A 20,724-nucleotide genomic window follows, 5' to 3' on the forward strand; every position below is an offset into this window, starting at 1 on the left:
TGGTTCATCCTCCTGGCGGGGTGGTGGTGTATCCGAGGGCGCGTAGTGCGCGGCGGAACTGTGTTTCGTGTTCGACGGGGACGGTGAGGTGGCGGTCGCCGACGAGGGTGCACAGGGTGCGCAGTTTCGGGTCGCGGGCGACGAGGGTCGCGAGGGGCGTATCGGCGCATTCGACGAGGCGGACGAGGCCGCGGTCGCTGATCCTCGTCGCCCGGGTGGTCACGTCGTCGACGAGGACGGCGAGCGCTGCTGGCAGGTCGTGCGTTGTACGATCCGCCAGGAAGGTGACGAACTGGCCGAGCGGCCGTCCGGTTTCGGCTGCGGCGAGCAGCGTGTCGGCGCGTACGGTCCAGACTCGGTCGCTGGTGTGTTCGGCGTGGGCGTCGAGGACGAGCCGGTCGGCGGCGGTGGGGTCGCCGACGGCGACGATGTCCAGGGTTGGCAGGACCTTCAGGGTCCGTTCCGGCTCCGTGGCGCTGGCGGGTGGCTGGTAGCTGCCGGTCAGCCCGAGTGCGTAGGCGCCGAGCGGGTTGAGTCGGATGGCGCGCAGGCCGTCGTAGCGGCTGAGGTAGTCGAGGTCGTCGGCGCCCCAGTTGTCGTGGTAGTCGGTGCGGGCGCCGACCGGGTCGGTGTACTCGATGTCGATGAGGCCGAGGGTCGCGGCGTACTCGAACAGTACGGCGAGGGTGTACCGGCCTTCGAGGATCGGCCAGTCCGCGAATCCGCTGTAGCCGAGGCTGCCGTACTGGGGGTCGACGAGGTACAGCTTCCACAGTGCGCGTTCGCTGCGGGCGACGGTCGGGGAGGTCTCCCGGTTGCGGCGCATGGTGGCGAACAAGTCGTCGATGGCGATCCATTCGCCGCGTGGGCAGCCCGCGAGGGCGGTGGCGACGGCCTTGCGGCGGGTCTTGACCGACGTGAGGACGTTCGCGGCCCGCTGGCCCTTGATCCGGTCGATCCGGTTGAACTCGTCGAGCACGGTGGTGGTGACCCAGGACCGCCAGAGCTGCCGGATCATCGCGGCGGCTGGTTTACCGAGTGCGGCGCGTCCGCGATCGGTGAGCTGGAGTCGGCCGCCGGCGAGTTCGGCCAGTCCGCCGGCCTGCAGCAGCAGCGGCCACGCGAACGCCGCGATCGGCTCGGCGGGGTAGAAGTCCCCGCCGTCGAGCACCTCGGCGACGGCGGCGACGGTCGCGGCGGCGGGTCGACGGGTCGTTTCGCTGCACCGTAAGCGACCGGCTGCCACGAGGTGCAGGACGGCGTGAAGGTTGGCCTCGGCCTGTGCGGTGGTCGACCGGAGGGTGTCAGGCATCGAGTCCTGCCAGATCGAGGCGTTCCAGCAGGCTGGGCTTACGTGCGTGCACCGCCCGAAGCTCGGCCAGCCGTTGCTGGAAGAGTGTGGTGTTGCCGTCGCGTTCGCTGAGGTCGCGCAGGTCGACGAGGAGTTGAACGCCCGTGTCGTACTCGCGGGGTTTCTTCGTGGCGATGAGTTCGTTGACCCGCTGCCACGCGGCGGGCTGATCGACGGCGAGGGCGTCGAGGTGCCGTTGCCGGGCGGCCGCCGCGGACCGTTCCTGGCGGATCCGGTCCCGCTCACGCTGCTCGGCGACCTGGCGTTCCCGTTCGGCGCAGAGATCCGCGGCGGCGGCGAGCAGCTCCCCAGCGGTGCGTGGGGCCGTCGTGGTGGACGCCGTCGTGGGCTGCGCGTCGCGGTACCGGCGCAACAGCTGGCCGCGCAGGTGACTGTCGCCGCCGGTGATCAGGTCGGCGAGGATGGCGTCCTTCTCCCGGACCGGGAGTCTGGTGACCCACGAGCGCAGTTGCGTGGCGGTCGGCTCGACGGCGGCCTGCGCCGAAGCGGCCGCCGCGGCCGCGAGCAGATCAGGGTCGATGCACAGGAACTCGGCGACCGCGGTGAGCGAGGCGTCGAGCGTGCCCAGCCCGGCCGGGACCGGCGGCTCGGGCTCCTCGTCGGCGAGTTCCAGCGACTGCGCACAGCGCAGCCAGCCCAGGTACAGCAGGCGCCTGTCGCCGGCGGCGAGGCCGGCCCGCACCGGGATGATCGAGGCGAGCAGACCGTGCCCGTCAAGGTCCCACTCATCGGTGCCGTCCTCGTCCTCCCGGTGGAGTTGGACGATGAGGTGCTTACCGGCGGTCCACGCGGAGGCACTGTCACCGACGCAGTAGCGGACGACGGTGGCCGGATCGAGCGCGCGCGTCGGCAGCCGCAGCATGAGCTGGCGGGTGCCCCAGTTCGCCAGGTACAGGTGCGCGTCGAAGTACCGCTCCATCAGCTTGCGCGGGTCACCCTTGAAGTCGCCCCACTGGTAGGTGTTGACGAAGCTGGTGGCGGTGATGTCGGCCCGGGTGGACAGCGACCGCAGTTCGGCCTGCTCTCGAGTCGTGAGGGGCCGGTCGACGGCGGTGAACTCGTAGTACTGATACTCGCTCACCGTGGCTACCGCCCCGCCCAGTGCCGGTAGGCGTCGATCCAGTCGGCGCCGTCCGGTCCAGGTGTGGGCAGCGGCAGGTCGAGCAGGTCGATCTTCTGCCGGTGCCGGCCCCGGCCACAGACCGCGACGATGCTGTCGACGGTGAGGTCGACCTCCTGCACGATTACCTCCATGCCGAGGACGGTGGTGGTAAACGGCACCGCCAGATGCTCTTCGAGCATGGTGAACAGGCCGGTGAGCTGTTCGTCGTCGCCGAACGCGTCGACGGTGGCCTCTTCGATCATCGCCTCGAGCGCCGCATTCCGCTTCGATGCCATCGGCGCAGGATAGCGGACCCGTCCCGGGGTGTTCGAAGCCCGATACCCGAGGATGGTTGGGTGGGTTCGGTAGACGAGTTCGAGGGTCTTCGCCGGGAGGTGAAGCGGTTACGGGCGGAGAACGCCCGGCTGTCACGGCTGCTGGAACTGCGCGGTCAGGACACGGCTCCGGCGCCGGAGCAGCTGTCCGCGCCGGTCGCTGCGCCGGGTTTGGTCACGATGGCTTCACCGGTGGCGGACAAGCTGGCGCTGTTCGCCGACCGGTTCCGGGCCCGCGTCGACGTGTACGCGGTGCGCTGGGAGAACACCCGCACCGGCGCTGCCGGGTGGATGCCCGCCGTTGCCGGCGGCTGGCGTCGAGGCATGGACCGGCGCGGCGCCGCATACCTGCCCCGTACGCTTGAAGTCGTCGCCGCTCATCTTGTCGGCGACGTGTTCATGGGGCTGTACCCGCTGCTGCCCGGCAACACATGCCACTTCGTCGTGGCCGACTTCGACGGCCCGACGGCGATGCTCGATGCCCTGGCCTACGTCAAGGCGGCGCGAGCCAGCGCTGTGCCGGCGGCATTGGAGATCTCCCAGTCCGGTCGCGGCGCCCACGTGTGGATCTTCTTCGCCGGTGTGGTCCCGGCGACGACGGCGCGGGCCGTCGGAACCGCCCTACTGCACGAGGCGATGGTGCTGCGCGGGTCGATGGACCTGCGGTCGTACGATCGGCTGTTTCCCAACCAGGACGTCCTTCCCGAGGGCGGCTTCGGCAACCTCATCGCCGCGCCGTTGCAGGGCCGACGCCGCAGGGACGGGCTGACGACGTTCCTCGATCTCGGCACGCTCGAGCCGTACGAGGACCAGTGGGCGTTCCTGTCGACGCTGGACCGGCTCAGCCCCAGCGACGCGGAACGCATCGCCCGGCAGGCGAAGCGTGCCACCACCGGTGCCGACGTCGCCTCGATGAGCCGGTCCGCCGCGACCCGGGTGCATCCCGCGCTGCCATCGGTGGTGCACGCGGAAGCCGGTGCCGGGCTGAGCCTTGACGTGGCGCAGCTCACCCCGGCCGCGTTGGCGGCGTTCAAGCACGCCGCCGCCATGGCCAACCCGAAATTCTACGAACTGCAACGACTACGCAAGTCCACCTGGGACACCCCACGATTCATCCGCGGCTACGACCTCACCCTCGACGATCGTCTGGTACTGCCGCGCGGCCTGCGCCACACGATCGCCGCGATCGTCGAACACGCCGGATCGAGGCTGGCCGTCACCGACGGGCGAAACCCGGGCCGCGAAATCGACGCCCCGTTCACCGCCGAACTCACCACCAAGCAGAGCACCGCAGTCGGCGCACTCCTCGCCCACGACGACGGGGTGCTCGTCGCCCCACCCGGTTCCGGCAAGACCGTCATGGCCTGCGCCGTGATCGCCGAGCGCGGCCGGCCGTGCCGGCGGACGTGCGGGCGCTGGAGGGCCCCGAGGAGCTCGCTGAGCGGGTAGCCGCCGACCCCGACAGCCCGGTCACCCTGACCGTGCGGGACTTCATCGGGCTGTGGGGCATGGTAAGCCGCTCGCGGAAGGCGATCGAGACCATTCGGGCCGGACTGGCCGAGTTCGGTCTTTCGACCATGCCCCCGTTCACCGAGGTGAGCATCGACAGTGAGATCACCGTGCTGCCTATCGGCGAGGCACCCGAGCCTCACCGCTACGCCAAGGGCGATGCCACGGCGGATCTTGACTTGGAGCCCGTCGAGCCCGACGACCTGGGCCCTGAGTCGGTCGAGACACCGCAGGAGTCCGATCAGGAGGCGGCGGCGACCGCGTCGATGCCGCTGATGCTGACCGTGGGCCGAATTCCGTCGGCTCGACGGCCGGTGACGACCATCAAGCTGTCCGACCAGATCTCACGCGCGATCGACCTCATGGCGGCCAATGACTTCGACCAACTGCCCGTCATGGGCGCAGACGATCACGTATGCGGCACTATCTCATGGCGTGAGATCGCCGCGACCGCGCGACCGACCAAGGCGCTGGTAGCAGAGGCGACGATCCAGTTGGTTAGGTCGGTTCGCACCAACGACTCTCTGGTCGACTGCCTTGACGTGGTCGCCGATCACGGCTGCGTCGTGGTCCTTGCGCCGAACGGGAAGCTATCCGGGATCATCACCCGCCACGACCTCGCACATCGGTTTGCGGCCGAAGTGCGTCCGTACGCAATGCTGGAAGAGGTCGAACGTCGGCTTCGCCGTGCGATAGCCGTTGCGCTACGGCGGATCAAGGACGAAACCGGCGCCTACGCACTGCCAGGCGACGAGGCGAGGATCCAGAAGCTGACAACCAAGGGAATGAACTTTTCCGATTACATCGACCTGTTGAAGCGCCCAGAGGTGTGGACGGCGACCGGCTGGATGTTCTCCCGCGACAGCTTCACCGACCGCCTCGACAGGGTTCGCCAGATTCGTAACACGACCATGCACTTCCACGACACTGACGACGACCGCGACGGCGCCTTCGCCGAGATCAGCACCGTGCTGTCGATGCTGAAGACCGTTGACCCCCAGCTCTGAGGCACTTGACCAGCCCGCTGCCTCACCCCGGCGAGCGCATCTTGCGCGGCGGTAGTGTCAAGCCCCGGGTTTGATGGGAGACTGGCCACGTGCCGGCCGAGGTGTGACTCCCAGACTTAGTTGGCCATTTTGCAGGTTAGTTGGCCAACGGGCTGGGGGCTTGCCCCCTGATCTTGGACACGGGGTTTATGCGGCCGGGGCCAGCGTAGCCGGCGCCGGTTGGGTGTTCTTCTCGTAGGTGATCGGGGATTGGTGTCCGAGGCGGGAGTGGCGTCGGACGGTGTTGTAGCGGTGCAGCCAGCGGAACGCGGTCAGCCGGGCCTCGCGTTCGCACGAAGCTCGATCATGCCCGAGGCGCGCCGCCGTGCACCACGTCCGGCCAGGTCAACGAGGGTGACGGGATTATGGAACCCCACAGGTGCTGCGGCTGGCTGAGGAGAATCCGACCTGGGGCTGCCGGAGGATTCAGGGCGACCTGATCGGCTTCGGCTACCGGATCGCGGCCAGCACGGTGTGGAAGATCCTCACACAGGCCGGGCTGGATCCGGCACCGCGCCGCAGCGGGCCGACCTGGGCCCAGTTCCTGTCGGGCCAGGCCGAAGGGATCCTGGCCTGCGACTTCCTGCACGTCGACACCATCGGCCTGGCCCGGGTCTACGTGCTGTTCCTGACGGAGATCGGCACCCGGCGGGTCCACCTCCTCGGCGCGACCGCGAACCCGACCGGGGCGTGGGTGGCCCAGCAGGCCCGCAATCTGTTGATGGACATGGGGGAGCGAGTGAGCCGGTTCAGGTTCCTGATCCGCGACCGGGACACCAAGTACACCGGCGTGTTCGACGAGGTGTTCACCGCCGAAGGGATCGAAGTCCTGCGTACCCCGCCTGGAGCGCCGAGAGCCAACGCGCACGCTGAACGCTGGGTACGCACCGTACGCCGGGAGTGCCTGGACCGGATGCTGATCTACAACCTACAACGAGCATCGGCCGCACCAGGGCCGGGCTCAACGCCCTCCGGCGTTGACTCGTCCCTGCCACCGGTGGCCGACCTGACCGAGATCAGGTTACGCCGCCGGAAAATCCTTCACGGGATGATCAACGAGTACTCGCAGGCAGCGTAGCTCGAACCAAGGCTTACGAACGGTACAGGCACGCCGAGCACCCGACGATCCTGGTCGGCCGCGTAGAGGTGGACGACCAGTGCCCCTGCGCTGCACGCTTTGCGATAAGACGGTTGTCGAGCTGAGCGTCGACCGCACTGCCTGACAGACGACGAAAGCCCCCGGCAGGATCGCGTCCCGGAGCCGCGCGCGGGCTCCTACCCGACCGACCCGCGCAACACCATCTGACGCACGTCGCCTCTGTGCCTGATGAGCCCGGCGGTCTCGACCACGGTTGGGCCCGCCGGGCTCACTCCGCTTCGGCCAGGCCGAACAGCGGCAGGCACGCCTGGAGGCCGCCGACGGTGACCGCCGGCCGCTCGGTCCGTTCCCAGTCCTCCCGGGTCAGCCGCATCCGCTGAGAGACCATCACCTGCCCGTGCAGCACGTCGCGGGTGATCCCGTCCGGGCGATAGCCCAGCTTGCGGGAGATGGCCAGCGGCGCGGCGTTGTGGGTGAACGAGGCGGTGGTGGCGTGCGCCGCGCCGAGGCCGGCGAAGGCCAGGTGCAGCATGGCCGCCCGCATCTCGCGGCCGATGCCCCGCCCCTGGTGGGCGAGTCCCAGCCAGGATGCGCTCGTCACCTCCCGCGTGATCGCGAAATCCCGGGACCACATGGCCTGCACGCCCACCGGGCGACCGTCCTCGAAGACCGCCAGTCCCAGCGCCCAGTCCTGCGGAGTCCAGGCGCCCAGATTGCGCCAGTGACGCGTGACCACGTGGCGGGCCCGCTCAGCGGGCGGCAGATCGGTCCAGGCCATGAGGAACGGCCGCTGACCCGGCTCGTGGACCCCCCGCGCGGCGAGGTCGGCCAGCTCGGACAGTTCCTCGTCGCCGGGCAGGCGCAGCTCGATTCGGTCGGTCCGAACGCGCAGCCCCAGCAGAGGCCAGTGATCGATCAGCACGACGCATTCTGGTGCGGGGACGGCGCGTCCCGCACCGGGTTTACCGCCTCCGGGATCACTTCTGCGCCGAGTAGCGAGCCGGCACCCCCGGGGGGCCTTCTCATGTCCGCCGTGGCGGCACCAGTCGCGCTGCGGTGAGGATCCGCACCGCCGCCCGGACCTGGGCCAGCTGCGGGCCGCCGGCGTAGCGCAGCTGCGCGCCGACCCGGCGCGCCGTGGCCATCTCGAACACCACCGTCGCCGGCGGCTCGACGCCGGGCGGCTCGGACATGCCCTCCAGTCTGCTCCCGTTGCGACGTGCGACCTCGTCCATCTGCGCGCGCGGCGCCCTGCCGGTCCGGCACGATCGCCGCAGGGGGCCGGATGAGCGGGGTGCGCAGCCTGGGCGGCTCGGCCCGACCGGGGTGAGCCTCGGCCGGGCCGAGCCGGTGCTGCGTCGGCCGGTCGCCCCGATGCTCTCCGCCCCGGTGGACGCCGTGCCGCAGGGCGCCGCGCCTGGCGTACGAACCCAAGTGGGACGGGTTCCGCGCCCTCGCCTTCGTCGAGGCGGCCGGCGTCTACCTGCAGTCGCGCGCGGGCAGGAACCTGACTCCCTACTTCCCGGCCATCACCAGGGCCATCCACTACACCTTCCCGCCGGGCGTGATCCTCGACGGGGAGCTGATCGTGTGGGAGCGGGGTCGCACCAGCTTTGCCTGGCTGCAGCGCCGGATCACCGCCGGCCGGGGCCTGCTGATGATGGCGCGGGAACATCCGGCGCATTACGTCATGTGGGATCTGCTCGCCGACGCCGGCGGCCATGTCGTGATCAACGCGCCGCTGTTCGAACGGCGGGGCCGGTTGGCGGAGCTGCTCGCCCGGGCGCCGGCGCAGCTGACCCTCACGCCGCAGACCACCGACATGGACGAGGTCGGGGAGTGGCTGACCACCTATACGGTGGCCGGGATCGAGTACGGTGGCCGGGATCGAGGGTGTGGTCGTCAAGCGCCTGGACAGCCGCTACGAGCTGGGCCGGCGCGGCTGGCAGAAGTTCCGGGTGCGCGGCGACCGAGGCGATCATCGGCGGGGTGACCGGCAGCCTCGGCAACCCGAGCGCGCTGCTCCTTGGCCGGTTCGATCGACGGGGACACCTGCGCTACACCGGCCGCACCCACCCGCTGGCGATGGTCCAGCGCCGGGAGCTCGCGCCGCTGCTGTCCCCGCTCCGGCCGCAGCAGCGCCGGGGCATCGTGGCCCCGCACCCCTGGCCGCAGCCACTGCCCGCGAGCTGGACCGGACAGCTCGACCGACCCGATCCGCTGCGCTACGTGCAGGTGGAGCCGAGCGTGGTGGCGGAGATCGAAGTGGACACCGCCTTCGAGCACCGGAGCTGGCGCCATCGGGTCTGGTACGTCCGCCCGCGGCTGACCTGTCGGTGTACGACGTGCCGCTGCTGCTCGGCGAGGAGGCTGACCCGTTCTGGGACGCTGCGGTCGGCGCGTGAACGGTCGCGCGGCCGAGAGGCCCTCCACCTGCGCCCAGTGCCACGACGACTGGCCGTGCAACCGCGCCAACTGGGCCCATCAGGCCCTGCTCACACAGGACAACCCCCGGTGACGCGCCCCGCAGGCGGAGGCGGCGCCCCACCGCGCGACCCGACCAGCCGCCACCCGCGGCTGCGCAGTGCGCGCCCGCCGCGCCCGACGCCACCGGGAGGGCCCGCGGCAACGGTGCCCTCCCGGTGGTGGCCGGGGCCACCTGACCCGGGCGCGGCACCGGACGGTCCCCCCGTGCCGGCCGGCGCCGCGCCCCCTTCCATCAGCAGCACGACTTCCCAGGGAGGGCGCCATGGACGCGCCGAGCAACCCCAGTCTCGAGGCGCGGATCCTCGCCGCCAGCTCGCCTACCACCAGCACCGCCCCGACGACCGCGACCACCGCGCGTGCGCGAGCTGCGCGCACCGCAGCTTCCCCTGCCACCGCCGGCAGTCCGCGGAGCGGGTCCTGGCGGGCGCCGGACGCACACCCGTGGGGCGACGGCGTGAGCGACGGGCAACCTACCCACGCGGCCCGGCTGGGAGTGCGGCGACTGCGGCCTGAGCTGGCCGTGCGAGCCGGCCAGGGAGCCGCTGCTCACCACCACCCCGCCGGCCGACCTCGGCATCTACCTGGCCGGCCACCTCGCCGACGCCGCCCGGGAACTGCCCGACATCACCCCCGAGGAGTTGCACCGTCGGTTCCTCGGGTGGCTGCGCTCCGGCCCGCCCGCCAAGGGCCACCTGGACCTGCCCGTGCACCCGGCCTTGGATCTGCTGCACCTCGGCGTCGCCGCGCAGATCGGGGGCCTGCTCGAAGAGGCGATGACCGGTGACGCCGCGGTGCGGTGGATGGCCGCCGGCGCGAAGCTCGACGACATCTACGACCTGGCCGAGCGCCTGGCCGACGCGCACGCGAAGCACCTGCTGCACGTCGAGGACGTGCACGTGGCGCTCGACGGCAACGTGGTCGCCGGGTTCCTGGCCGGCCGGCACCCGCTCGCCCTGCCGCCGCTCGGGCTGCTCGCCGAGTACGAGCGGGACCTGGTCGCCGCGGCCGAGCCGTACGCCGCCCGGTACGCCGAACTGGCGCGCCGGCCGTCTGCCCCGCCGCCCGCACTACTACCTGACGCACCTGGTGGTCCGGCCCGACTACCGCCGCCACGGCGTGGCCACCGCGCTGCTGCACCACCTGCACGACCACCTCGATGCGCTCGGCGTGCCGGTCTACACGGCGGCGGCCAGCGAGCTGCTGATGCGCCCGATGGAGCGGCGCGGCTACGAGATGCACCACAAGGCACTGGACACCGGCGCCGAGCGGCCGCGCGTGCTCGGCCTGTGGCGCGAGGCGAAGGCGTGCGAGCCGAGCCTGAGGATCTGACCCGCGGACAGGAACGCCCCCCGCCCGCCCTGGTTCGCGCGCAGGGCGGGCGGGGGGCGTTCGCTTGCTAGAATGGCCTAGAGTAGTTCCTTGGAGGAGCACACCAAGTCCAGCCCTCGTCTGTGCAGACAGTTACCTTGATCCTGTTGATACCGCCGGGACGATTGGTGTCTCCGATCCCGAGATTGTATTCGATCAGCCCCTGGCAGCCGATTTCGTCGCCATACACCTGCTTGGAATCCACCTTGGTCGAGCCCGCGAAGGCTTCGAACGCTACCGCGGCGCCGCCGGGAATGTCGCAGTTCCACATCCATCCATAGATTGAGGCCGTCCGGTTGTACCAGGTGAATCGGCCTTCGGTGCCTGAGTAATCGCAGCCCATTGGACCACAATTGTAAAACGAGGTTTGTGGGTAGGCTGCGGACGCAGGAGCCGCCAAGCCCAGCGTGAATGTCATTGTCATTGCAAACAGGGCTGTCATTACCCTGGCGATCTTGGTTGGTCGCATGGTTCCCCTCCGTGATTCCGATATGGACACCTGGCCAAGCTAAGGCGCGTCCGTCGGATGGCCAGAGGGGCCGCAGATCGGCCAACCCTCATGTCGTCGTGCCGCCCCAGCCAACATTCCGCGGGACCGGCGCAGTTCTGCCCTTCTCCACGCACCGCCGTTAGCTTGTCGTGGACCTACCGGCCGGTCGCCTGCTGACTCGGCCAGGAGATCTATCTCTGCATTGTGGACCTAGACTCGATAGGCCACGGTCGGAATTCCGACAGGCCGGGCTTGACCAGGCAGCGTAGGCGCCCGCCATGCCCGGAACCTCCACCGCCCGCCGTTCCCGGTGTCGAACCTGTGAGGCTCGGAAAGTCGTCGCTGCAGGTCAAGCGGCATAGCGGTACTCGTTGATGACGCCGCCGAGGATGCGGGTACGCAGGAGTCGGCGGCTTTCGAGTTCGTGTACGGCGATGGGCTGTTGGTCAGCGGCTGGCGGGAGTTGGTTGCGGGCCCGGTGGGGGCGGTGCTGGTTGTAGTGCCGCTTGTAGGTGGTCAGGGCGTGCCGGGCGTGGGCGTCGTTCATGATGTGCACATGGTCCGGGGCCTCGCGCCGGATGCTGCCGATGACCCGCTCGCAGTGGGCGTTCATGCGAGGGGCCTGTGGTGCACACTTGAGGATCTCCGTCTCCTCGGCCTCGAAGACGGCGTCGAAGGGCTGGCCGTACTTGCCGTCGCGGTCGCGCCAGCAGGAAGCGCAGGGACTCCATGCGCGTGCCGAGGTCGGCGGCCAGGTTCCGGGCCTGTTGTGCCGCCCACTCCCGGGTGGGGTGGGCGGTGACGCCGGCGATGTGAAGGCGTCGGGTGCGGTGTTCGAGGAACGCCAGCGCGTAGAGGCTGTGGGGCTCGTAAAGCCGGTTCGGCTATGCTGCCTGCGAATACTCGTTGATCAACCCGCCGAGGATCGGGCGTCGTCGGACCCTGGCGGCGGTCAAGTCAGTGACTCCTGTCGGCGGGTTGGGCGGCTGCTGGCCGAGCGATCGATGTGGGCGGTGGCTGTTGTAGTGGGCCGTGTACTCGGCGCGGACGGCCGTGAGGTGGCGCTCGCCGACGATGAGTATCCGGTCGGTGCACTCCCGGCGTACGGTGCGAACCCATCGTTCGGCGAAGGCGTTCGCCTGGGGTGCCTGCGGTGGGGTCTTGATCACGTCGATGCCTTCGGCGGTGAACACGGCGTCGAAGGTGTTCGTGAACTTCTTGTCGCGGTCGCGCAGCAGGTACCGCAGCCGCGCCGCGCGTTGGTCGAGGTCCATCAGTAGATTCCGTGCTTGCTGGGCCACCCAGGCGCCGGTCGGATGGGCGGTCACCCCAACCACGTGGACTTGGCGGGTGGCGATCTCGACGAAGAACAGCACGTAGACCCGCTTGAGTAACAGGGTGTCGACCGTGAAGAAGTCACAGGCCAGGATCGTGTGGGCCTGGGCGGTCAGGAACTGTTGCCAGGTGGGTCCGGACCGCCGGGGTGCTGGGTCGACCCCGGCCTGGTTGAGGATCTTCCACACCGTGCTGGCCGCGACCGGGTAGCCCAGGCCGATCATTTCGCCCTGGATGCGACGGTGCCCCCACGACGGGTTCTCCGTTGCGAGTCGTAGCACCAGGTCGCGGACCTGCTTGTCGACCGGGGGCCGGCCCGGCCGGGCATGCGGGTACGTCCATCGTCGGGCGACCAGTTCGCGATGCCACCGCAGTAGCGTGGCCGGGGTGACGAAGAACACCGACCAGCGCGGGCTGGGAAGCAGCCGCGACAGCACCGCCAGCACCACCCGGTCGGCCGGTTGCAGGTCGGGGCGGGTCACCTGTCGGCGCAGCACCGCCACCTGATGGCGGAGCACCAGGATCTCCACATCTTTGGCCCCATCGTCGCAGGCGATCAGGGTCAGCATCTGCAGGACCTGGCGAAGCAGCAGGTACAGCAACGGCGCGCTCATGGCCACGAGCATGACGGTTGCGCCGGGCTCGAGATCGCACAGAACCACACTTCAGACGGCCGAACCGGATATTCGAGCCCCACAGGCTTCGGAAATACTTCTTTGGGCCGTGTTGGCCATGCCTCTGATACCGAAGTAGGCAGTCGTCATGGTCGCGACCGCCGTGAACGCGCTTGTCAAAATGGCAGCGCTGGTCTCGCCACTTATATTGGCGGCACTGACACCCAAGATCACTACCAGGCAAATGGCGGCGTCGCCGAACAGTACGGCTAGCAGGCCCGTCCACGTGCGTGTATTCTGCACTTTGTTGTCAGCTTCTTCCATAGTGGACACCCTGTTCATGAGCACCGCCGAGGCGGCGAAGGCTCATTCATCTCGTTAATGAAGCGATGGCACAGGCGCCTTGAGGCGCACCGCCGGGTGGACAAGGTCCTTCGACGGGCCGCAGGGTGGGCTGAGGTGGTTGCGCTCGCGTTCGCACAGGCTGCACGCACAGCGTGGTCCCAAGTGGAAGTGTCGCTTCTGCCCGCTTGGTCTGTGATGTACGTAGATCAGTCGGGTTGAGCCGCTTCTAGGGGGTGATCGGTGCGGTCCAGGTCGCCCGCCAGGTTTCGGGTCCGACGATTCCGTCGACGGTGAGTCGTTTGTCGGTTTGGAACTGGCGGCAGACCTTTTCCGAGTCGTCGCCGTACCTGCCGTCGACCCCGATCCTCCAGCCCCGCCGTTTCATCTGCTGCTGCCATGCTGTGACGTCGTCACCGGCCATCGTGGGTGGTTGGGTGAGGTACCGGCCTGGCCAGGCGGGACGCGGCTCGGCCGGGGCCACCGTGCGTCTCTCGTAGCGGAGGCCCGGGATCAATGCGGCGTGCGTCCATCCACGGCCCTGGGCTGAGAACTGTCCCACCCCCCACCTGCGGCCTCTGGCTTCGATGGTGCTGCCGTTGCCCAGGCTCACCGCGACGTGGACGGTCGCTGGGCGGGGTCCTTGGAAAGGGTTGCCTAGGAATTTGAACAGCAACGCGCCCTGCGTGTCCACGGCGCGCGCAACGGGGGTCATGGTGTTGTGGGAGCGGCAGTGTCTGGCCTGCAGCCACGACCCGTCCGGCATGGTTGGCTGGATCTGCAGTCCGGCGCAGCCCCATTGCACCAGCTCGGCGCAGTCGAACAGGTCCGGATCGGGATCCTTGAGGGACACTTCGTGTCCGAATCGATATTCGTCGCCGCGCTGCTTGAGCAGCAGGCCGACGAAGTCGGCGACGTTGATCACGGCTACCTCCAGACACCATAGTTGGAATTCCCTAATTGTGCTTCTATCTCTGTGACTGAGCCGAAGCAGAGTCGCTGATAGGCGGCGCAGTGGAAGGTGCATCGAATCACCCGACTGAAGGGCGCGCAATGCCCGCCGGGCATTGTTCTCCTGATTGCGGTGCCGGCTCGTGTCTTGTTTGGGGCTGTCGCCGTGTCGGGGTTCCGCTTCGAACGCATAGAGCAGGACTGCCCGCTGAGCCCATAGGTCAGCCCATCGTGGACCAGCGCCAGGCCGTTACGGCTGCTGGACGGGGTTCGACCCCCAGCTCACGTTGCCTTCGTGCTCTGGCGTGTTGGTGACTTGGACGATGTCGGTGCCGTCCGCTGCTGATGTATAGATGTCGTCCTGGCCGAGGGCGGGGTTCCACATGCTGAAGGCGAATCGGTTGCCGTCGGGGGACCAGTCGGGCTCGAAGGCGAAGTACCAGCTCTCGCCCGTGTCTAGCTTGATCTGCTGTAGGTTGGAGCCGTCGGGATGCACCTTCCAGATCTGGCCGTGGAAGTTGTTGAACAGCAGCCATTTGCCGTCGGGTGACCAGCTCGCGCAGTTGCGTAGCTTGCCCCATGGGGTGATGCGCTTGACGTTGGTCCCGTCGCTGTCGGCCACGAACAGGGCCGAGTTGCCGTTCTTGCGGGTCGGGTCGTCGCGGTAGAAGGCGATCTGTGACCCGTCGGGGGAGTAGTCGCACTTGAGGTCGGTGCCGCCCGGGTACGGGTTGGTGGTGAGCCTGGTCAGGTGGCTGCCGTCCAGTCGGATCGTGAATACGCCCGAGGCGAAGTCCGGATCTGTCTCGTCCCCCACTTCGCAGGCCAGGTGCGTCTGGTCGGGTGACCAGGTAGTGCAGCCGGGGAGGATCGCCGGGCTGGGCCGGGCCAGCACGTGGAAGCCGGTGCCGTCGGCGTTGTAGAGGCCGGTGCAGCACTGGCCGTCCTCGGTGAGGGCGAGCTGCGCCAGCATCGTGCCGTCCGGAGACCAGGTGGCGCAGCATCCCTCCACCCCGTCCGGGCTCAGCCTGCGCTCGGCCGTGCCATCCGGGTTGCTGATGAAGACGGCGTTCTCGCCCCGGTCGAACGCGAGTTGCCCGTTGACGGGTGCGCTCGCTACGGCTGGCGTGGTGCCGCCGAGTAGCAGCCCAGCGAGCAGGGTCGCCGCCGCCGCGAGGCTCCGCATCGTCTGTCGTCCCATGGCTGTCTCTCCGTTGCCTGGTCCGTCCGGCGGCCGGTCGACCACCTGCCTCACAGGCTCGGACGGGGGGCGGATGCCGACATCCGTGCAGTCACTGAGTGACGGGGATTCGGGCGGCGAGCCGGTTGGTCCCGTCGGCTCGCGGCTCCACGGTCAGCCGACCGCCGAGTGAGCTGATCCGGTCGGGCACGTCGTCAAGCGCCTCCGTCGCGCCGGGCGAGACCAGGTCGAGGAGCAGGTCGTCGTCGTACATGGTCACGGCCGCGTCGGTGGGACCTGCAGCGGCGGCCCGGGCGACGAGGAGGTACGCCGTCGTCTCGGCCAGGTCCGGGAACCGGCCCTCGGGCAGGGCGAGCAGGCGCAGCGGTGCGGTCTCAGCGAGCGAGGTCAGTGCCGCAGCGAGCCCCTCCTCGCGGAGGACGACGGGCGATATTCCACGGGCGAGGGCACGGAGCTGGTCCAGGGCCGCCTGCACTGCCTGCGCCGCGGCATACAGCCCGCCGTCCTCCCCAGTTCGGCTGCGCAGGACGCTCAACGCGAACGACAGCCCGACCAGTCGCTGTTGGGCGCCGTCGTGGAGGTCCCGCTCCAGACGCACACGCTGCGTGTCGCCGGCCTCGATGAGGCGCAACCGGGAGGCACGCACGTCCTCCAGGACCGCCAGGGTCCGGGCGCGCAGGCCCGCGCTCTCCAAGCCGAGGTGCCCGGCGCCGATCAGCTCGGCGACGAGGACCGGGTCGTCCAGAAGACCGGGCCTGTGCACCAGGACGGCAAGTTCGTGGTCGCCGATCGCGAGTCGGGTGGTCCAGCGGCCGTCGGCGGGAACGATCAGCGGATGCCCGGCCGCATCGACGTACCCGCCGACGTCCAGGGGGTAGGCGATCTCCAGGCCGGGATCGCCGACGCGTTCGGCGACGGCGTCGCGAAGCCGACCGGGCTGGGAGCCCGCGGCAACGTCGACGACAAGCCGGGAGAGGTCGGCGTGGGTGCGCCGGGCGCGTACGAGCTCGGCCACGAAGGTGGCCGCCAGCACGATCAGGGCGATTCCCTGGGCGGACCAGAGCCGGCGCTCGAGTGCGGTGTGTCCGAGGTGGCCGCGATCGAAGTTGATCAGGAAGGTCCACGCGGAGGCCACCAGGTAGGCGCCCCCTCCGGCAACGAGGGGTGCCGCCCGCCGTCGCCGGACCGGTGTCGCGCGCACGAGGCGTGCGGTGACCACCCCGATGACGACGACCGCCCACGCCAGGCCGATCCGCATCCCCCACTGCGCCGTCCGCTGAAGCGCCCCGGCGTCGTCCGCCAGCACGACAAGGTTGTCGGGGCACGTCGGACACCCCTGGCTGGCCGGGTCGAAGAACACCGTGGGCAGCACACCGAGGAGCGCGATCGTCGCGACGTACCCGACGGCGGCGAGCGGCACGTTCCACCGCGATCGACCCATGTCGACCAGGGTCAGGTGCCCGACTACAGCGGGGCCGGCGTTGCCGAGGCAGAGCGCCGTGGTGAACGTGAGCGCGGATCCGGCCAGCGGCGAGTGCCACTCGGCCACGAACCAGGCGATCGCGATCAGGACCAGGAGCAGAGCCGGCGGTCGACCCCAGTGCAGGACACCTGCCGCGATCGTCAGCCAACCGGCGGTCAGGTACAGGATCAACGCCCACGGTGCGTCCGCGGCGAACGAGTACCCCTCGCTGTTCGCCGCCAGCCACAGAGAGAGACCGCCGAGCAGGAGCCCGGCTCCGCCAACCGTCAGCCGGACCGGCATGGTCGGATTATTCCAGCCGAGCCGGTTAGGCGTCACCCTTGACTCAGTGCCTGCACCGATGGCGGATCCGCCGACCCTTCGTAGCCTCCAGGGAGCCGAAAGGAGACGCCATGAAGCACTCGTACGCCGCCATCGCCACGGCGCTCTCGTCCGCCTTGCTGGCTTCTGGCTGCAGTGCCGCGCCGGATCGCGCCGGAGGTGACGCTGGGGAGCGGGTGCGGGTGCTGACCTATGCCGTGGTGAACATCGGAGGGCCTAGCGCGGCGGAGACCGAGTGGGCCGACGACGTGAAGCGACTCTCGGACGGCGCGCTCGAGATCGAGTTCAAGAACGCCTGGCGGCAAGGGGAACCCCAGCAGGAGCAGGGAGTCCTCGCCGACCTCCGCGAAGGGAAGGTCGCCCTGGGCGGCGTGCGGGCGCGGGTCCTGGACCGGGAGGGCTACCTCGGCTTCCAGGCATTGGTGGCGCCGTTCCTGGTCGACAGCTACGCGCTGGAGTCCGCGGTGTTCGACAGCGGGATCGTGGACGACATGCTGGCCGGCGTCACCGCAATCGACGTGGTCGGCATCGCTGTCCTGCCATCATCGCTCTACCGGGTGACCGGCAAGGAGCATGCCTTCGCCGGTCCGGACGACTTCCGCGGCCAGATCCTCGCCACGCAGGACTCCGCAATGAACGAGGCCACGATGAAGAGCCTCGGAGCAACTCCGCATTTCATGGCGAGCAGCTCCGACATCCGGGCGTACGACGGCTACACGGCACCTCCCGGAGCCGTCGCCGGGAACAGCTACCAGAGCTTCCTGCGCCACCTCGCCGGCAACGTCAGCCTAGGCATCCAACCCAGCCTGATCCTCATGGGCAAAGTAGCCGAGGGCTCGCTCGACGAGGAGCAACGCAAGATCCTGCGCGAGGCCGCCAGTGACGTGCACGCTGCGGCGATCAAGGCGAGCCAGCAGGACGACCGGGTCGGGATGTCGATCCTGTGCAACTCATCGGTGGAGGTCAGTTTCGCCAGCGCTGAAGATCTACAAGATCTCCGGGAGGCCGTTGCGCCCGTGTTCGACCAGCTCAGGCAGGATCCCCAAAGCGCGGAGTGGCTCGACCAGATCACCACCCTCAAGATCAAAACCGCCGCTGCCCCGGACGTGGCGACGTGCCCCGATACTCCAACCCCCGCCTCCACCGAGTCAGGCATCCCGGACGGGACCTACGTCCGCACCCGGACCAAGGAAGACCTCAAGCGAGCGCCCTACTACCGCTCGTGGTATCCGCCCGGCACGTCGACCCTGACCTTCAGGCGTGGCGTGCTGACCAAGATCGACGCGGAGGGGGTGAGTCAGAGTCACACGTATACGTTGTTCCAGGGCCGTATCCACGCCGAGAACAACGGCCCCGTGGACTTCATCGCCTCCTATCACCTAGACGGCGACAAGCTGACGTTCACCGACTTCATCTGGCCCGACTGCACCGACTGCCAGCCGGACGAGTCTGCCTACGGAGGATCCGACCCATGGATCAGGCAGTGAGGGCGGGGTGAGCGACCCGTGTCCGTCGTGTCCGCGTTGGATCTGCTCGTCGGAGCCGTGGTCCTGGGTGCCGGTGCGGTCGCCTGGCGGACGCGTCCCGGGAGCCGCGTGGGTCTGCTCATGGTGCTCGCAGGGCTGGCGTGGTTCGCCGGCTACCTGACTCCAAGCCTCGTGTTCCTCCATCGTGGGCCGCTAACCCACTTACACCTGGTCTACCCGACCGGCCGCCTGCGGGGTCCGTTGTCGTGGGTCGCGGTCGCGGCGGCGTACCTCGCCGCGGTCACCGAGGCGTTCGCCCGCTCGCCGTGCCTGCAGGTGATCCTGGCCGCCCTGGTGGTGGTCACCGCGTTCCAGGTCTTCGGACGGACCAGCGGGCCCGCCCGCGTGGCAGCTCGCCCTGCACTCCTGGCGGCATGCGCGTTCGCTCTCGTGCTCCTGCTGGGCGGCGTCAACCAGTTGTTCGCTTGGCGGCTCGACCTGCCTGTCCTGCTGGCCTACGACACGGTGGTCGCCCTCGTGGTCGTGGTGTTGCTGGTGGACCTGCTCGGAGGCGGGTGGACCGACGCTGCGCTCGCCGAGTTGGTCACCAACGTCGGACGAGGCCTGCCGACCGGGCTGCGTGCCCAGCTGCGCCGCGCCATGGGAGACCCAGCCGTCGAGATCGGCTTCTGGCGTGCCAACCGAGGCAGCTACGTCGCCGAGGATGGGACCGTGCTCGACCTCACCGGCGACAACCGGGCGGCCACCCGCGTCGACGAGGGGGACGAGCCGCTGGCCGTCGTCGCGCACGACCCCGTGCTTCTGGGCGACCCCGAGCTGATCGCCGGGGTGGCGTCCGTCGTTCGGCTCGCCCTCTCCAACAACCGCCTGAACGCGGAGATCGATGCAGCCGTGACCGAGCTGCGCGCATCCCGTCGCCGCCTGGTGGAGATCGGGGACGCCCAGTGCCGGCGCCTGGAGGCGGCCCTGGTGGCAGGGCCGTACGAGCAGCTCGACCTCGCCGCCGGCATCCTGCGCGAGTGTGGCCCGCTCAACGGCGAGCGCGATCGGCTCCTGATCGAGCTGCATGCTGCCCGCGCCGAAATGGACGCCTTCGCACGAGGGGTCCGGCCGCCCTCCTTGGCTGCCGGCGGGCTGTCCGCCGCGCTGCGGGAACTTGCCCAGCGGTCGGCCGTTCCCGTAACCGTCACCGCCGACGTCCGGCGGCTGCCGCCGGCGGTCGAGGCCGCGGTCTACTTCTGTTGCTCGGAGGGGCTCGCCAATATCGCCAAGCACGCCGGGGCGACGGCCGCGTCGATCGAGATCACCGCCGACGCGCGCAAGGTGGTCGCCCACATCGGTGACGATGGGGTCGGCGGGGCGGACCGCCGCAGCGCCGGGCTGCGCGGCCTCGCAGATCGGGTTGAGGCGCTCGACGGCACCCTGACGGTGGTCTCCCCGCCAGGCGGCGGCACGCAGCTTGTCGTGAGCCTCCCGCTGGCCCGGAAGGAGGAATGATGCGGGTCGTCATCGCCGATGACTCCATGCTCATTCGGGAGGGCCTCGCGCGCCTGCTCGCCGAGGCCGGCGTCGAGGTCGCGGGGACGGCCGAGGACGCCGCAGGGCTGCTCCGGGAGGTCGCTCTTACCGCCCCCGACGCCGCAGTGGTGGACATCAAGATGCCCCCCACCCACACCGACGAAGGGCTGCGCGCGGCCCAGCGCATCCGGTCCGAGCACCCCAAGGTGAGCGTCCTGGTGCTCTCCCAGCACCTGGAGTCGGACTACGCCCGCCGGCTGGTCGCCGAGGCGCCAGGTCGGGTCGGCTACTTGCTCAAAGACCGGGTCAGCGACATCGACACGCTCCGCGATGCCCTCAACAGGCTGAGCCTCGGCGAGTGCGTCATCGACCCCGCCATCGTGTCGGGCCTTATGTCCAAGCGACGCCCCCCGAGCCCGCTGGACTTCCTCAGCCCGCGAGAGCGCCAGGTACTTGTCCTCCTCGCCGAGGGCAGGTCCAACCGGGCCATCGCGGATCGTCTGAGCATGAGCATGCGCACGATGGAGACGCACGTGCGACAGATCTTCAACAAGCTTGGCCTTGCCGAGTCCGGTGAGGATCACCGCCGCGTGCTGGCCGTGCTCACCTATCTGCGATCGACCAATTGACATCCCAAGACTTCATAGGGACGGAGTCGGAACTC

At 69.4% G+C, this 20,724-nt stretch carries 21 protein-coding genes; 8 read left to right on the forward strand and 13 right to left on the reverse strand.

Annotated elements, in window-relative coordinates; translation table 11 throughout:
- Positions 1–4: 4 nt before the first annotated feature.
- The 3 genes from ACTWO6_RS13725 to ACTWO6_RS13735 are packed head-to-tail and all read right to left on the reverse strand — an operon-like array spanning position 5 to position 2,770.
- Positions 5–1,312 carry a hypothetical protein gene (locus tag ACTWO6_RS13725; protein WP_446219996.1) on the reverse strand — a complete coding sequence of 436 codons (1,308 nt, stop codon included), beginning with the start codon at positions 1,310–1,312 and terminating at the stop codon, positions 5–7.
- Entirely contained in the window at positions 1,305–2,453 is a 1,149-nt protein-coding gene (locus ACTWO6_RS13730) for a hypothetical protein (RefSeq protein WP_446219997.1), read from the reverse strand. The genes ACTWO6_RS13725 and ACTWO6_RS13730 overlap by 8 nt, the downstream gene beginning before the upstream one ends.
- Positions 2,454–2,458: 5 nt before the next feature.
- Complete coding sequence (locus ACTWO6_RS13735; protein ID WP_446219998.1) at positions 2,459–2,770, reverse strand: hypothetical protein; 312 nt, start codon at positions 2,768–2,770, stop codon at positions 2,459–2,461.
- Here ACTWO6_RS13735 and ACTWO6_RS13740 point away from each other — a divergent pair.
- The 3 genes from ACTWO6_RS13740 to ACTWO6_RS13750 all read left to right on the forward strand — a co-directional run bounded on the left by ACTWO6_RS13740 (position 2,660) and on the right by ACTWO6_RS13750 (position 6,442).
- Positions 2,660–4,258: a TOTE conflict system archaeo-eukaryotic primase domain-containing protein gene (locus ACTWO6_RS13740; protein WP_446219999.1), complete on the forward strand. Its 1,599-nt coding sequence runs from the start codon at positions 2,660–2,662 to the stop codon at positions 4,256–4,258. The genes ACTWO6_RS13735 and ACTWO6_RS13740 overlap by 111 nt on opposite strands.
- The gene (locus tag ACTWO6_RS13745; RefSeq protein ID WP_446220000.1) at positions 4,204–5,325 is read left to right on the forward strand and encodes a CBS domain-containing protein; all 1,122 of its coding nucleotides are present in this window, start codon (positions 4,204–4,206) and stop codon (positions 5,323–5,325) included. The genes ACTWO6_RS13740 and ACTWO6_RS13745 overlap by 55 nt, the downstream gene beginning before the upstream one ends.
- 418 nt (positions 5,326–5,743) lie before the next feature.
- Positions 5,744–6,442 carry an integrase core domain-containing protein gene (locus ACTWO6_RS13750; protein WP_446220001.1) on the forward strand — a complete coding sequence of 233 codons (699 nt, stop codon included), beginning with the start codon at positions 5,744–5,746 and terminating at the stop codon, positions 6,440–6,442.
- Between the two features lie 289 nt (positions 6,443–6,731).
- On the opposite strand, the gene ACTWO6_RS13755 is transcribed toward ACTWO6_RS13750, so the two are convergent.
- Entirely contained in the window at positions 6,732–7,385 is a 654-nt protein-coding gene (locus ACTWO6_RS13755; RefSeq protein WP_446220002.1) for a GNAT family N-acetyltransferase, read from the reverse strand.
- A 100-nt stretch (positions 7,386–7,485) separates the two neighbouring features.
- A complete protein-coding gene (locus tag ACTWO6_RS13760) occupies positions 7,486–7,656 on the reverse strand; it encodes a hypothetical protein (protein WP_446220003.1) in 171 nt (56 codons plus the stop codon).
- A 224-nt stretch (positions 7,657–7,880) separates the two neighbouring features.
- Here ACTWO6_RS13760 and ACTWO6_RS13765 point away from each other — a divergent pair, with 224 nt between their 5' ends.
- Positions 7,881–8,456 (forward strand): ATP-dependent DNA ligase, encoded by a 576-nt coding sequence (locus tag ACTWO6_RS13765; protein WP_446220654.1) that lies wholly within the window; start codon positions 7,881–7,883, stop codon positions 8,454–8,456.
- 964 nt (positions 8,457–9,420) lie between these two features.
- Here ACTWO6_RS13765 and ACTWO6_RS13770 read toward each other — a convergent pair.
- The gene (locus tag ACTWO6_RS13770; RefSeq protein WP_446220004.1) at positions 9,421–9,894 is read right to left on the reverse strand and encodes a hypothetical protein; all 474 of its coding nucleotides are present in this window, start codon (positions 9,892–9,894) and stop codon (positions 9,421–9,423) included.
- Positions 9,895–10,036: 142 nt separating this feature from the next.
- On the opposite strand from ACTWO6_RS13770, the gene ACTWO6_RS13775 reads away from it, so the two are divergent.
- Positions 10,037–10,279: a GNAT family N-acetyltransferase gene (locus tag ACTWO6_RS13775; protein WP_446220005.1), complete on the forward strand. Its 243-nt coding sequence runs from the start codon at positions 10,037–10,039 to the stop codon at positions 10,277–10,279.
- 67 nt (positions 10,280–10,346) lie between these two features.
- Here the strand turns inward: ACTWO6_RS13775 and ACTWO6_RS13780 are convergent, their stop codons facing one another.
- From ACTWO6_RS13780 to ACTWO6_RS13810, 7 genes are all read right to left on the reverse strand, one after another.
- On the reverse strand, positions 10,347–10,787 hold the full coding sequence (locus tag ACTWO6_RS13780; RefSeq protein WP_446220006.1) for a hypothetical protein: 441 nt from the start codon (positions 10,785–10,787) through the stop codon (positions 10,347–10,349).
- A gap of 370 nt (positions 10,788–11,157) precedes the next feature.
- Positions 11,158–11,421: an integrase core domain-containing protein gene (locus ACTWO6_RS13785; RefSeq protein ID WP_446220008.1), complete on the reverse strand. Its 264-nt coding sequence runs from the start codon at positions 11,419–11,421 to the stop codon at positions 11,158–11,160.
- Positions 11,422–11,692: 271 nt separating this feature from the next.
- Entirely contained in the window at positions 11,693–12,757 is a 1,065-nt protein-coding gene (locus ACTWO6_RS13790; RefSeq protein ID WP_446220009.1) for an integrase core domain-containing protein, read from the reverse strand.
- 51 nt (positions 12,758–12,808) lie between these two features.
- Complete coding sequence (locus tag ACTWO6_RS13795) at positions 12,809–13,081, reverse strand: hypothetical protein (protein ID WP_446220010.1); 273 nt, start codon at positions 13,079–13,081, stop codon at positions 12,809–12,811.
- 247 nt (positions 13,082–13,328) lie between these two features.
- On the reverse strand, positions 13,329–14,024 hold the full coding sequence (locus tag ACTWO6_RS13800; RefSeq protein ID WP_446220011.1) for a peptidoglycan-binding protein: 696 nt from the start codon (positions 14,022–14,024) through the stop codon (positions 13,329–13,331).
- A gap of 276 nt (positions 14,025–14,300) precedes the next feature.
- Complete coding sequence (locus tag ACTWO6_RS13805) at positions 14,301–15,251, reverse strand: TolB family protein (RefSeq protein WP_446220012.1); 951 nt, start codon at positions 15,249–15,251, stop codon at positions 14,301–14,303.
- 91 nt (positions 15,252–15,342) lie between these two features.
- Entirely contained in the window at positions 15,343–17,016 is a 1,674-nt protein-coding gene (locus ACTWO6_RS13810) for a histidine kinase (RefSeq protein ID WP_446220013.1), read from the reverse strand.
- A gap of 110 nt (positions 17,017–17,126) precedes the next feature.
- Between ACTWO6_RS13810 and ACTWO6_RS13815 the strand changes: the two genes are divergently transcribed.
- Genes ACTWO6_RS13815 through ACTWO6_RS13825 form a run of 3 tightly spaced genes read left to right on the forward strand, consistent with a single transcriptional unit; the run spans position 17,127 to position 20,689 of the window.
- On the forward strand, positions 17,127–18,542 hold the full coding sequence (locus ACTWO6_RS13815) for a TRAP transporter substrate-binding protein (RefSeq protein WP_446220014.1): 1,416 nt from the start codon (positions 17,127–17,129) through the stop codon (positions 18,540–18,542).
- 18 nt (positions 18,543–18,560) lie between these two features.
- Entirely contained in the window at positions 18,561–20,039 is a 1,479-nt protein-coding gene (locus ACTWO6_RS13820) for a sensor histidine kinase (protein WP_446220015.1), read from the forward strand.
- Positions 20,039–20,689, forward strand: a complete 651-nt coding sequence (locus ACTWO6_RS13825) for a response regulator transcription factor (protein ID WP_446220016.1) — start codon at positions 20,039–20,041, stop codon at positions 20,687–20,689. Before ACTWO6_RS13820 ends, ACTWO6_RS13825 begins: the two co-directional genes overlap by 1 nt.
- Positions 20,690–20,724: the final 35 nt, after the last annotated feature.

It is taken from the genome of Micromonospora sp. IBHARD004, from assembly GCF_052814115.1.